The sequence below is a fragment of the Pseudoalteromonas sp. NS-SX12 genome (assembly GCF_057367955.1).
The window spans coordinates 890249-903190 of the sequence record NZ_CM170634.1 but is presented as its reverse complement, the minus strand read 5'-3'; the positions used below and the strand labels follow the sequence as shown (position 1 = coordinate 903190).

The following is a 12942-nucleotide window of genomic DNA, read 5'->3' as shown; positions in this document are numbered from 1 at the left end:
GTTTATGATTTAACCGAGATACCTTTCTTTTCCATGCCTTTGTAGATGTATAGCATCTGAGCAATTGAAATTAAGTTAGATACTAACCAGTACATTACAAGACCTGATGGGAACCAGATAAAGAATACTGAGAACATTACCGGCATCCAAGTCATCATTTTCTGCTGCATTGGATCTGTAACCGTCATTGGCTGTAGCTTTTGCATAAGGAACATACTTGCACCAAATAGAATTGGTAAGATGAAGTATGGGTCCATCGCTGCTAAGTCATTTAGGTATAAGAATTCAGTGTGACGAATTTCTACCGATTCCATGAAAACATAGAATAAACCTAGGAAGATTGGCATTTGTAGCAATAGTGGGAAACAGCCGCCCATAGGGTTAACTTTTTCTTTGCGGTACATTTCCATCATTGCTTGACCCATCTTCTGACGGTCATCGCCGTAACGATCTTTCAGCGCCATAATTTTTGGCTGAAGGTTACGCATTTTAGCCATTGAGGTGTACTGGGCTTTAGTAAGTGGGTAAAGCACCATTTTCACGATAACTGTAATCGCGATGATTGCTAAACCAAGGCTACCAATTAAGCCGTATAACCACATTAGTAATGAGTGTAGAGGTTGTGAAATAAACCACAACCAGCCGTAGTCTACGGTTAGGTCTAAGTCTGTTTGTAACGCTTCAAGCGTAGCAGAATCTTTAGGACCCATATAATAAGTAGAGCTAATTGTATGCGTGCTATTTGCTGCAACGTTTTCTAGTGGGCCTTTTAAACCGATAATAACTGAATTATCGCTGCGAGCCTTAGTGTAGATGTTGTTTTGTTGCTCTTGGTTTGGCACCCATGCACTTACAAAGTAGTGCTGGATAAAGCTGATATAACCCGCTGTAGTGTTAATATTTAGGTCACGCTCTTTAATGTCATCAAAGCTGTACTTTTCGTAAGGCTCTTCTGCTGTACCGTAAGCTGTACCTAAATATGTTTGGTCAATCATGCCACCTTTTTCGGTGATCGAACGCTTAATTTGCGTAAATAACTGAACTTGCTTTGTTTCAGCTGTGTTGTTAGCAATTTGATATTCAACGGCAACATCGTAACGACCCGCTGTGAAAATATATGTTTTGGTATAGCTAACACCGTCTTTAACAAATGTAAGTGGTACACGTAGCTCATCACCTTTTAACTGGTAACTTGTTTGTGCTGCTTGGTATGTTGGGCGACCGTCAGATGATGCATCTGGTCCGTGTAAACCAATTAAGCCACTTTGTGAGAAATATTGATTGCCGTCTAACACGCCAAGCAACATAAATGGGTTATCGCTATCGATTTTTTCTTTGAAGTTTAATAGCTTGGTTTCGATGATATCGCCACCAAAGGTATCAAGTTTTACAGAAAATACATCGGTTGTTACATCAATAATTTGACGTGAGTTTGCGACGTTCGCTACAGGTAAGTCGCCAGTTGATGACTGTGGAACAAAGTCATTGTTGGCAGACTGGTTTGTAGATGTTTGCGTTGTAGCACTTGTCTCGGTATTTACTTGTGGGTTGTTATCCATATTCCATTGTTGGAATAAAAGAAAACTTACCAAAAGAAAACCGATAAATAAAAACGTGCGTTGTGATTCCATAACAGCTCTTATTTCTCGCGGTGTTGTTTAAGTGAATTTTGTTTATCAGGCACGGGATCATCCCCACCTGGATGCAAAGGGTGACATTTTATAATGCGTTTCGCTGCGAACCAACTCCCTTTTACAAATCCATGTATTTTTATTGCATCTATCGCATAACTTGAGCATGTCGGGGTAAAACGACAGTTTTGGCCAAGCAGTGGACTGAGTAGTTTTTGATACACCTTAATAATTAAGATCATCAGATTACTCGGCAGAGCAAATAAAAAGTGCATTTAATGAAAAAGTGCCTGATTAAAAGGTGAGCTAACTTTACCTAAATTTGCCTAGTTTTGCTATGCAACAACAGGTTTATTAGGCTTTGTTATTCGGTTTTTTTGCGTTTTTGTTTTTTTGCCAGTGATTAGGGCGTGGTTTTGGCTTATAGCCAGGTTGGCAACGCTCATTAATTTTACGCCAAAGCTTAGTTAATTGCTTATGTAACTCTTCGTTAGATAATTCATCAACGCCAGTTTTAACCATTAAAACAATATCAATATTGTCGAGTTGATGGCGGTTTAAGCGGAAATTTTCACGGGCAAGGCGTTTAATGCGATTACGTTGTACCGCTTTTTTAACGCGTTTTTTAGCTATGGTTAAACCAAGACGTGGATGGTCTAAATCATTTCGTTTTGCTAAAAGAGTAAAGTGTTGATTTGCTGCGCGTGCAGGCTCATTGAAGATGCGGGAGTAGTGTGAGGGAGTTAACAGACGTAACTCCCTACCAAAGCGAAAGTCTTCCACTATATTAAGCAGAAAGAACCTTACGGCCCTTAGCACGACGACGTGCTAAAACTTTACGACCATTTTTAGTCGCCATACGTGCACGGAAACCGTGAGTACGTTTACGCTTAAGAACGCTAGGTTGAAAAGTTCTTTTCATAACTATATTCCATCCGATCGGTTAAAAGTTAAAACATCCTATGCAGGTCGCGATCCTGGCACAGGTGCCATTGCGAGCGCGAGATGTTATAGAGAAGCATACACAAAGTCAATAAAAAACACACAATAGTCGCGTTAATTATAGGCATTGAATAAAAGCCGTTCTAATCTTAACAAGGTAGTTACATTTACCTTTATATAAGGAGAGATCGTACTGTATTTCTCTGTTGATCCAGCGAGGATCAATTTTAAAATAAAGTTTTCCACAATGATAGTGTAAAAATTGCGACTTTTCTTTGGAAAACTTTTATAGATCTACTTTAATCATTTTGATCAAGCTTTTTATTAATAATTTATCCACATTATTTTTTAACTAAAAAGCATTTAAAAATAATAAGTTATATATTTACCTGTGTCAGATCATAAAAAATATAAAAATCAATGTTGATGTTGTGGATAAACTAGCTTCATAATGGCAGTCTTAACTTGGATTTGATGCTTAATTTCTGCCCTATTTTGGTGAGCGGGAATATTATTGGGGGTTGCCGTGTATTTGTCGGTTTGGCAAAGCTGTCTTTACGTTTTACAAGATGAACTGCCATCACAACAATTTAGTATGTGGGTGCGTCCGCTACAGGCAGAAAGCACTGAAGATACCCTCACTATTTATGCGCCTAACCGCTTTGTGCTTGATTGGGTGCGTGAAAAATACCTAAACCGTATTAACGAGTTATTAATTGAGATTTGTGGTGACGAAGCGCCGGAATTGCGTTTTGAAGTTGGCAGTACGGTTAATATTAGCAAACCCGCAGCACCACAAACACCAGCGCAAGAAAAAGCAGCAGTTGAAGCGCCCGTTAAAAAAGAAAACAAAGCGCCTGTTGAGCCTGCACCTAAAAACATGCCTAAATCAAATATCAAAGAAAACTATACCTTTGATAGCTTTGTTGAAGGTAAATCGAACCAACTAGCAAAAGCTGCGGCTACACAGGTTGCAGATAACCCTGGTTCGGCTTTTAACCCTGTTTTTATATATGGTGGCACAGGTTTAGGTAAAACCCACTTATTACATGCTGTGGGTAATGGCATCTTAGATAAAAAAGAGAATGCAAAAATTGTTTATATGCATTCTGAGCGTTTTGTACAAGATATGGTAAAAGCGCTGCAAAATAATGCGATTGAAGAATTTAAACGTTACTACCGTAGCGTTGATGCATTACTTATCGATGATATTCAGTTTTTTGCTAATAAAGAACGTTCACAAGAAGAATTCTTTCATACCTTTAATGCATTATTAGAAGGTAACCAACAAATTATTTTAACCTCAGACCGCTATCCAAAAGAAATTGAAGGGGTAGAGGATCGCCTTAAATCGCGATTTGGCTGGGGTTTAACCATTGCGATTGAGCCGCCAGAGCTTGAAACGCGCGTTGCCATCTTGATGAAGAAGGCGCAGCAAAGCCAAATTAAATTACCTGAAGAAGTAGCATTTTTTATTGCCAAGCGTTTGCGTTCTAACGTACGTGAACTAGAAGGGGCATTAAACCGCGTAATTGCCAATGCTAACTTTACCGGTAGGCCAATTACTATCGACTTTGTAAAAGAAGCGCTGCGTGATTTACTAGCGTTACAAGATAAACTAGTAACGATCGATAATATTCAAAGAACAGTAGCAGAGTACTACCGTATTCGCGTTTCTGACTTATTATCAAAACGTCGCAGTCGTTCAGTTGCAAGGCCACGCCAAGTCGCAATGGCATTATCAAAAGAATTAACCAATCACAGTTTGCCTGAAATCGGCGATGCGTTTGGCGGACGAGATCATACAACCGTGCTACATGCATGTAGAAAAGTGAAGTCACTTCGTGAAGAATCTCACGAAGTAAAAGAAGATTATCAAAACTTGATTAGAACTTTGTCATCTTAGGACGAGTACAGCATGAAAATTACTATTTCGCGCGAGCAATTTTTACAACCTTTAATGCAGGTTTCAGGGGCGATTGAGCGCAAACATACGTTACCGATTCTATCTAATGTGTTGTTAGAGGTAAAAGAAGGTGTGCTTTATTTCACAGGTACCGATCTTGAAATAGAACTTGTAGCAAGTGTGGTATTAGCTGAACCAGTAGCAGACTGTAAGCTTACATTACCGGCTAAAAAGCTATTGGACATTTGTAAGAGCTTGCCTGATGGTTCTGATATCACGCTAACGATTCAAGATGCACAAGTGTTACTTACGTCTGGCAAAAGTCGTTTTTCATTAGCGACATTAGCGGCGGAAGACTTTCCTAATTTAGAAAACTGGGACAGCGAAGTAACCCTTAACCTAACGCGTTTAGAACTTAGAAAGCTACTTGAAAGTACAAGTTTTTCTATGGCAAATCAAGATGTTAGGTATTATCTGAATGGTATGTCACTGGAAATCGAAAATGATGTAGTTAAAACGGTTGCAACCGATGGTCACCGTTTAGCATTAGCGCAAAAACCATTAGAAGCATCACTTAATACGCAACGTCAGGTGATTATTCCACGTAAAGGCGTACAAGAAATTATGCGCTTATTGGTTGCTGACGATGAAGTTGTTGAAATTCAGTTAGGCGCTAATCATGTTCGTATTATCGACCAAGCATTTATCTTTACATCTAAATTAGTTGATGGCCGTTTCCCTGATTATCGTCGCGTATTACCACGTGGCGGCGACAAACAAATTGTTGCTAATCGTGAGTGGTTACGCAGCGCATTTGCCCGAGTATCGATTCTTTCAAACGAAAAATTCCGCGGTGTAAGGTTAAACCTTACTTCAGGCGAGTTAACGATTTCTGCCAATAACCCTGAGCAAGAACAGGCGGAAGAAACCGTAGAAGTAATGTACCAAGGCCCTGATTTAGAAATTGGTTTTAATGTGTCGTACTTATTAGAAGTATTAAATACCATTAAAACCGACGACGTTTTATTTACCTTACTTGATTCAAACAGCAGTGCATTAATTGAAGGACAGGGCGACGAAGGCGCCATGTACGTTGTAATGCCGATGCGTTTATAGTGGTTGTAGTAAGTATAATTAAATGAGCTTAGTTACCTTTAATGTTTCAAATTTTCGTAATATTGAAGCGCTAAGCTTTGAACCCTCTCCTGAAGTTAATGTGATTATTGGAGAGAATGGCAGCGGTAAAAGTAGTTTACTTGAAGCCATTTATTTTCTGTCTCACGGTAAATCCTTCCGCACTTCTAAATTTAAAGCTGTAATTCAACATCAAAAAAATGCCATGGTACTGCATGGTAAAAAGCAATTTAACAGCCTACAAATCCCTGTGGGGCTGCAAAAAGAACGCTCTGGTGATACGCTGGCAAAAGTGCATGGAAAGCGCTGTGAACGTATGGCACAGCTTGCAGAGGTGCTTCCTGTGCAAGTGATTACCCCAGAAAGTTTTGAGCTGTTTTTTGGTGGTCCAAAAGAGCGTCGCCGCTTTTTAGATTTAGGATTGTTCCACGTGGAACAAGAGTTTTATTATCATTGGTATCGTTTTAATAAATTATTGAAACAACGCAATGCGCTGTTAAAGCAAAAACCACATGGATTTGAGCAACAAATTCAGTTCTGGGATAAAGAATTTGTAACAATCGCGACAAAGATAAATACACTTAGAACCACATATATAACTAGGTTATCTAACCTGTTTTTTGATAAGATAGCTAGTCAGATTGAATTATTTAAAAGTCTTACTTTTGATTTTTCTCCAGGTTGGAAAGCTGAAGATGATTTAGCTGAGCAACTGAGTAAAAACTTCGAAAGAGATGCAAAGCTGGGTTACACCAGTAAAGGCCCTCATAAAGCCGATATCAACTTTTTAATTGACGGTATCGCAGTTGATAATTTTTTGTCACGGGGGCAGTTGAAGCTTTTAATGTATGCGCTAAAGATTTGTCAAAATAGCCTGATTGAAAGTGAAACAGATAAACAATCACTTTTTTTAATTGATGATTTACCGTCTGAATTAAGCAGTGAAACAAAACAAGCTGTAAGTGAGTTACTCGCTCATTCAAATTCACAGCTGTTTATAAGCGCTATTGATTACGACAGTATTTCAGCTGTGGTGGAACCTCTAAATAAAAATATGAAAGTGTTCCACGTGAAACATGGCAAACTAATAACAAGTTAATTGGAAGAAACCATGTCTGAAAATTACGATTCGTCGAGTATTAAAGTACTAAAAGGACTGGATGCAGTAAGAAAGCGTCCTGGGATGTACATAGGTGACACGGATGATGGAACGGGTCTTCATCATATGGTGTTTGAAGTCGTTGATAACTCAATTGATGAAGCATTAGCAGGCTTCTGTGATGATGTTTATGTAACTATCCACTCTGATGGTTCTGTATCGGTACGCGATAATGGTCGTGGTATTCCGACAGAAATTCACGAAGAAGAAGGTGTATCTGCAGCTGAAGTTATTATGACGGTACTTCACGCTGGTGGTAAATTCGATGACAACTCATATAAAGTATCGGGTGGTTTACACGGTGTAGGTGTTTCAGTAGTAAATGCACTTTCTGAAAAGCTAAAACTAACCATTCGCCGTGAAGGTAAAATTCACGAGCAAATTTATAATATGGGTGAACCTGCTGCGCCATTAGCAGTAGTGGGTGAATCAGAGACCAATGGTACTGAAATTCGTTTTTGGCCAAGCTCAGAAACATTCAGTGATGTAAACTTCCATTACGATATTCTTGCAAAGCGTTTACGTGAACTTTCATTCCTAAACTCAGGTGTAAGTATCATTCTTGCTGATGAGCGTGATGAGAAGAAAGACCACTTTAAATATGAAGGTGGTATTCAAGCGTTTGTTGAATTTCTAAATACCAATAAAACACCGGTTAACCAAAATGTTTTCCACTTCACTTCAACACGTGAAGAAGACGGTATTAGTGTAGAAGTAGCAATGCAGTGGAACGATGGTTTCCAAGAAGGTATTTACTGCTTCACAAATAACATTCCACAACGTGATGGTGGTACGCACTTAGCGGGCTTTAGAAGCGCCTTAACGCGTACATTAAATACGTATATGGAAAAAGAAGGCTTTAATAAGAAAGAGAAAAGCAGTGCTTCAGGTGACGATGCCCGTGAAGGTTTAACTGCGGTTATCTCTGTTAAAGTACCTGATCCAAAATTCTCATCTCAGACGAAAGACAAGCTTGTATCAAGTGAAGTTAAATCGGCTGTAGAGCAAGCTATGGGTGAAAAATTAAGTGAATACTTATTAGAAAACCCACAAGATGCGAAAATTGTAGTTACTAAGATTATTGATGCGGCACGTGCGCGTGAAGCGGCACGTAAAGCGCGTGAAATGACACGTCGTAAAGGTGCAATGGACCTAGCAGGTTTACCAGGTAAATTAGCGGACTGTCAAGAAAAAGACCCAGCACTTTCTGAACTATATATAGTGGAGGGTGATTCAGCGGGCGGTTCGGCTAAGCAAGGTCGTAACCGTAAGAATCAGGCGATTCTACCGCTGAAAGGTAAAATTCTAAACGTTGAAAAAGCACGTTTTGATAAAATGCTATCTTCGCAGGAAGTTGCAACGCTAATCACAGCATTAGGTTGTGGTATTGGCCGCGATGAATATAACCCTGAAAAACTACGTTATCACAGTATTATTATCATGACCGATGCCGACGTCGATGGTTCGCACATTCGTACGTTACTATTGACCTTCTTCTATCGTCAAATGCCTGAAATTGTTGAGCGTGGTTACGTATATATTGCTCAGCCACCACTTTATAAAGTGAAAAAAGGCAAGCAAGAGCGTTACATCAAAGATGATCCAGCGTTGATTGAATACTTAACAACATTGGCGTTAGATAACTCTTCGCTATACGTTAATGAAGATGCGCCTGCAATTAAAGATACGGCGTTAGAGTCGTTAGTTAAAGATTATCAAGCGACCGAAACAATTATCACGCGTCTAACACGTAAGTATCCATTAAGTGTGCTTAACTCATTAGTTTACTCAGCTAAAATTAATGAAGCAGATTTAGCGAACGAAGCGCACGTGCGTGAGTGGACGGATAATCTTGTTGCTTACTTAACGGAAAAAGATACCGACGCTACTTTATTCACGGCACAAGTGAAGAAAGATGAAGAGCGTAACTTGTTCTATCCAAATATTGTAATTCGTCAGCACGGTGTAGACCGTGAGCATGTACTGAATTACGAATTCCTAACGTCTCGCGATTATTTAGCAATTGCGAAAACGGGTGAGCAAATTGGCAACCTAATTGAAGAAGGTGGCTATATTCAACGCGGCGAAAAGACCTTACAGGTTTCAAGCTTTGTTGAAGCGCTTAACTGGTTAATTGCTGAATCTAAACGTGGTTTATACATTCAACGATACAAAGGTCTTGGTGAGATGAACCCAGATCAGCTTTGGGAAACTACAATGGACCCTGAAGTACGCCGTATGTTGAAAGTAACTATTGAAGATGCGATTGCAGCTGACCAATTATTCTCGACGTTAATGGGTGACCAAGTTGAGCCGCGTCGTGAGTTTATCGAACAAAACGCGCTTAAAGTTGTGAACTTAGATGTTTAGAATATAGTGAATATTTTTCATAAAAGGGCCTAAATGGCCCTTTTTTATTGGCCGTAAATCAACAAATCGCTTAAAACCTGTTTGCTGCCGCGGTATACTGTGGCGTAATTTTTCAGATTAAAATATCAGCTAAAGCCAATGCAAAAATACGATATCAAAACCTTCCAGGGAATGATCCTAGCATTACAGGATTACTGGGCACAAAACGGCTGTACTATCGTTCAGCCACTCGATATGGAAGTAGGTGCGGGTACATCGCATCCAATGACATGTTTGCGTGCACTTGGCCCAGAGCCAATGTCTACCGCATACGTTCAACCGTCACGTCGTCCAACTGATGGTCGCTATGGTGAAAACCCGAACCGCCTTCAACATTACTACCAGTTTCAAGTAGCGTTAAAACCGTCGCCAGATAACATTCAGGAGCTTTATTTAGGCTCTTTAGAAGTATTAGGTGTTGACCCATTAGTTCACGATATTCGCTTCGTAGAAGACAACTGGGAAAACCCAACGCTAGGTGCTTGGGGTCTTGGTTGGGAAGTGTGGTTAAATGGTATGGAAGTGACTCAGTTTACTTATTTCCAGCAAGTAGGTGGCCTTGAGTGTAAGCCTGTAACAGGTGAAATCACTTACGGCATTGAGCGCTTAGCGATGTACATTCAAGAAGTAGATTCAGTATATGACCTAGTTTGGAACCATGCGCCAGATGGTAGCAAGGTTACTTATGGTGATATTTTCCATCAAAACGAAGTTGAACAATCGACTTATAATTTTGAACACGCTGACGTTGATTTCTTGTTTAGTTTCTTTGATCAATGTGAAAAAGAATCACAAGAATTATTAGCGCTAGAAACACCGTTACCACTTCCGGCATACGAGCGCATCTTGAAAGCGGCGCACGCATTTAACTTATTAGATGCACGTAAAGCAATTTCAGTGACAGAACGTCAACGCTATATTCTTCGTATTCGCAACCTTACTAAAGCAACTGCTGAAGCGTATTACGCATCGCGTGAAGCGTTAGGTTTCCCAATGTGTAAAAAAAGTGGTGAGGAAAAGTAATCATGGCAAAAGAATTTTTAATTGAATTAGGCACTGAAGAACTACCACCAACACAGCTTCGTACGCTAGCTGAAAGCTTTGCATCAAATTTTGAAGCAGAATTAAAAGCTGCTGAGTTAAGTCATGCAGGCGTAAAGTGGTTCGCTGCACCGCGTCGTTTAGCGCTAAAAGTAGCGGCACTTGCTGAGTCTCAATCTGACAAAGTAGTTGAAAAACGTGGCCCAGCAATTTCAGTTGCATTCGATGAAGACGGAAATGCGACAAAAGCAGCCCAAGGTTGGGCGCGCGGTAATGGTATTACCGTTGAGCAAGCTGACCGTTTAAAAACAGAAAAAGGCGAGTGGCTTTTATTCAAACAAGAAGTAAAAGGTAAAGCGACTAGCGAAATTATCGTTGAGCTTGCAGCGCAAGCGCTTGCTAAATTACCGATCGCCAAGCCAATGCGTTGGGGTAATAAAACAACGCAATTTATTCGCCCAGTTAAAACATTAACAATGTTAATGGGTAACGAGTTAGTTGCGGGTGAGATTTTAGGTGTCGCATCAGATAGAACTATTCGTGGTCACCGCTTTATGGGTGAACAAGAGTTCACCATTGAATCTGCCGAGCAATATCCTGCGATTTTAGAAGAGCGCGGTAAAGTAATGGCTGATTACGAAGCACGTAAAGCGATTATTCTTGCCGACGCACAAAAAGCTGCGCAAGCTGTAGGTGGTATTGCGGACCTAGAAGATGACTTAGTTGAAGAAGTAACTTCGCTGGTTGAATGGCCAGTTGTACTGACCGCTAAGTTTGAAGAAGAGTTCTTAAAAGTACCTTCAGAAGCACTTGTGTACACCATGAAAGGTGACCAGAAATACTTCCCAGTTTACGACGAAAACAAAAAGTTATTGCCTAACTTTATCTTTGTTTCGAACATTGAGTCAAAAGAGCCTCGTTACGTAATTGAAGGTAATGAAAAGGTTGTTCGTCCTCGTTTAGCGGATGCTGAGTTTTTCTTTAATACTGACCGTAAGCGTCCGCTAATCGATCGTTTACCAGAGTTAGACCAAGCTATTTTCCAAAAACAGCTTGGTACCATTAAAGATAAAACTGACCGCATTACTGAGCTTGCTGGTTACATTGCTGAGCAAATCGAAGCAGACGTAGAAAAATCTAAGCGTGCAGGTTTACTGGCAAAATGTGACCTTATGACATCTATGGTATTTGAATTTACCGATACACAAGGTGTTATGGGTATGCACTATGCAACGCACGACGGTGAAGATGCGGAAGTGGCGAAAGCACTTTACGAGCAATACATGCCGCGTTTTGCAGGTGACGAGTTACCAAGCACAGGTGTATCCGCTGCTGTAGCAATGGCTGATAAGCTCGATACGATTGTGGGTATCTTCGGTATTGGTCAAGCTCCAAAAGGTTCAGACCCATTTGCGCTACGCCGTGCATCACTAGGTGTATTGCGTATTATTGTTGAAAAGGGCTATAACCTAGACTTAGTAGATTTAATTGCAAAAGCAAAATCGCTATTTGGCGATAAGCTTAGCAACGACAATGTTGAATCTGATGTAATTGATTTTATGCTTGGTCGTTTCCGTGCTTGGTATCAAGACGAAGGCTTTAGTGTTGACATTATTCAAGCAGTATTGGCTCGTCGCCCAACTAAGCCAGCGGACTTTGATCAACGCGTTAAAGCGGTATCTCACTTCCGTGAATTAGACGCAGCAGAAGCGCTTGCAGCGGCTAATAAGCGTGTAGGGAATATCTTGGCTAAGAATGAAGCAGAACTTGCAGAGACTGTTAATGAGAGCCTATTAGCTGAAGACGCTGAAAAGCAATTAGCAGAGAAAATTGCGCACTACCAAGTGGAACTAGCTCCGGCATTTGCAGCACATGATTACCAAACTATTTTGGCAAGTCTTGCAGATTTACGTGAAGTAGTTGATACCTTCTTTGATAACGTAATGGTAATGGCTGACGACGAAGCTGTGAAACTAAATCGTTTAACAATGCTGAGTCAGTTAAGAAGTTTATTCTTACAAGTAGCGGATATTTCACTGTTACAAAAATAAGCAAAACGCACAGAAAAAGCCGGTGTAATCACCGGCTTTTTTATTTTAAAGCTACTTATTCTGTATTTAGCTTAGTTATAGCGGAAATATTCGCAACAGGTACAAAAGCCGCTTGCATAAAATTATACGATATTTAGTATAGTAATTAAGCTTAGAAAATCGCGGATAACAACAATGAAAAGAGCATCACTTTCAATTATGGCACTTGCTAGCTTAGTACTAGTTGGTTGCTCAAGCACAGACGATAGCCTATTAGATCAAACAAGTAATGTGGGGAATGTTGATACCACACTATATCTACGTGGTGACTTTACTTTATGGGAAGCGCAAAAAGCCTATCAATTAACACAGCAAACAGCCAATGTTTACAGCACAAAAGTTAAGTTTGGCTCAATTGGTAAAGCATACGAATTTAAAGTAGCTGACGCTAATTGGACGCAAGGGTATAACTGTGGCTTTAAAAATGAAGACTTAGATAAGTTTTTAGAAGTTGGTATTCCAGTACAAGCAAACTGCGACAGTGTGTATAACTATTTTAGTTTTACGCCTTATGAGGCTGGCTGGTATGAAGTATCAATAAACTTCCGCAACAAAAGTACGCCGCTGGTGACAATTAACCAAATTTTCGAATAGGCGACTGAGCTAAATTAAACAAGCTCTCATCTTACC

11 protein-coding genes are annotated in these 12942 nt (G+C 40.0%); 7 read left to right on the top strand and 4 right to left on the bottom strand.

All coding sequences use genetic code 11. The features are described 5' to 3' along the window. Positions 1-2 precede the first annotated feature (2 nt). The 4 genes from yidC to rpmH all read right to left on the bottom strand — a co-directional run bounded on the left by yidC (position 3) and on the right by rpmH (position 2553). A complete protein-coding gene (yidC, locus tag AC2IOM_RS04325; RefSeq protein WP_100914466.1) occupies positions 3-1631 on the bottom strand; it encodes a membrane protein insertase YidC in 1629 nt (542 codons plus the stop codon). Positions 1632-1639: 8 nt separating this feature from the next. Beyond that, on the bottom strand, positions 1640-1906 hold the full coding sequence (gene yidD / locus AC2IOM_RS04320; RefSeq protein WP_010561312.1) for a membrane protein insertion efficiency factor YidD: 267 nt from the start codon (positions 1904-1906) through the stop codon (positions 1640-1642). Positions 1907-1985: 79 nt separating this feature from the next. Continuing rightward, positions 1986-2414: a ribonuclease P protein component gene (gene rnpA / locus AC2IOM_RS04315; protein ID WP_010561311.1), complete on the bottom strand. Its 429-nt coding sequence runs from the start codon at positions 2412-2414 to the stop codon at positions 1986-1988. A 4-nt stretch (positions 2415-2418) separates the two neighbouring features. After that, positions 2419-2553 carry a 50S ribosomal protein L34 gene (rpmH, locus tag AC2IOM_RS04310; protein WP_010376846.1) on the bottom strand — a complete coding sequence of 45 codons (135 nt, stop codon included), beginning with the start codon at positions 2551-2553 and terminating at the stop codon, positions 2419-2421. A gap of 546 nt (positions 2554-3099) precedes the next feature. Here rpmH and dnaA point away from each other — a divergent pair. The 7 genes from dnaA to AC2IOM_RS04275 all read left to right on the top strand — a co-directional run bounded on the left by dnaA (position 3100) and on the right by AC2IOM_RS04275 (position 12906). After that, positions 3100-4479: a chromosomal replication initiator protein DnaA gene (gene dnaA / locus AC2IOM_RS04305; RefSeq protein ID WP_040642370.1), complete on the top strand. Its 1380-nt coding sequence runs from the start codon at positions 3100-3102 to the stop codon at positions 4477-4479. Between the two features lie 12 nt (positions 4480-4491). Then, the gene (gene dnaN / locus AC2IOM_RS04300; protein ID WP_486359214.1) at positions 4492-5595 is read left to right on the top strand and encodes a DNA polymerase III subunit beta; all 1104 of its coding nucleotides are present in this window, start codon (positions 4492-4494) and stop codon (positions 5593-5595) included. 22 nt (positions 5596-5617) lie between these two features. After that, positions 5618-6712, top strand: a complete 1095-nt coding sequence (gene recF / locus AC2IOM_RS04295) for a DNA replication/repair protein RecF (RefSeq protein WP_100912348.1) — start codon at positions 5618-5620, stop codon at positions 6710-6712. A 12-nt stretch (positions 6713-6724) separates the two neighbouring features. Next, the gene (gene gyrB, locus AC2IOM_RS04290) at positions 6725-9142 is read left to right on the top strand and encodes a DNA topoisomerase (ATP-hydrolyzing) subunit B (protein ID WP_138630195.1); all 2418 of its coding nucleotides are present in this window, start codon (positions 6725-6727) and stop codon (positions 9140-9142) included. Positions 9143-9280: 138 nt separating this feature from the next. Further along, the gene (gene glyQ / locus AC2IOM_RS04285; protein WP_010561306.1) at positions 9281-10204 is read left to right on the top strand and encodes a glycine--tRNA ligase subunit alpha; all 924 of its coding nucleotides are present in this window, start codon (positions 9281-9283) and stop codon (positions 10202-10204) included. A gap of 2 nt (positions 10205-10206) precedes the next feature. After that, on the top strand, positions 10207-12273 hold the full coding sequence (glyS, locus tag AC2IOM_RS04280; protein ID WP_486359213.1) for a glycine--tRNA ligase subunit beta: 2067 nt from the start codon (positions 10207-10209) through the stop codon (positions 12271-12273). A 174-nt stretch (positions 12274-12447) separates the two neighbouring features. Beyond that, the gene (locus tag AC2IOM_RS04275) at positions 12448-12906 is read left to right on the top strand and encodes an early set domain-containing protein (protein WP_021033062.1); all 459 of its coding nucleotides are present in this window, start codon (positions 12448-12450) and stop codon (positions 12904-12906) included. Positions 12907-12942 lie beyond the last annotated feature (36 nt).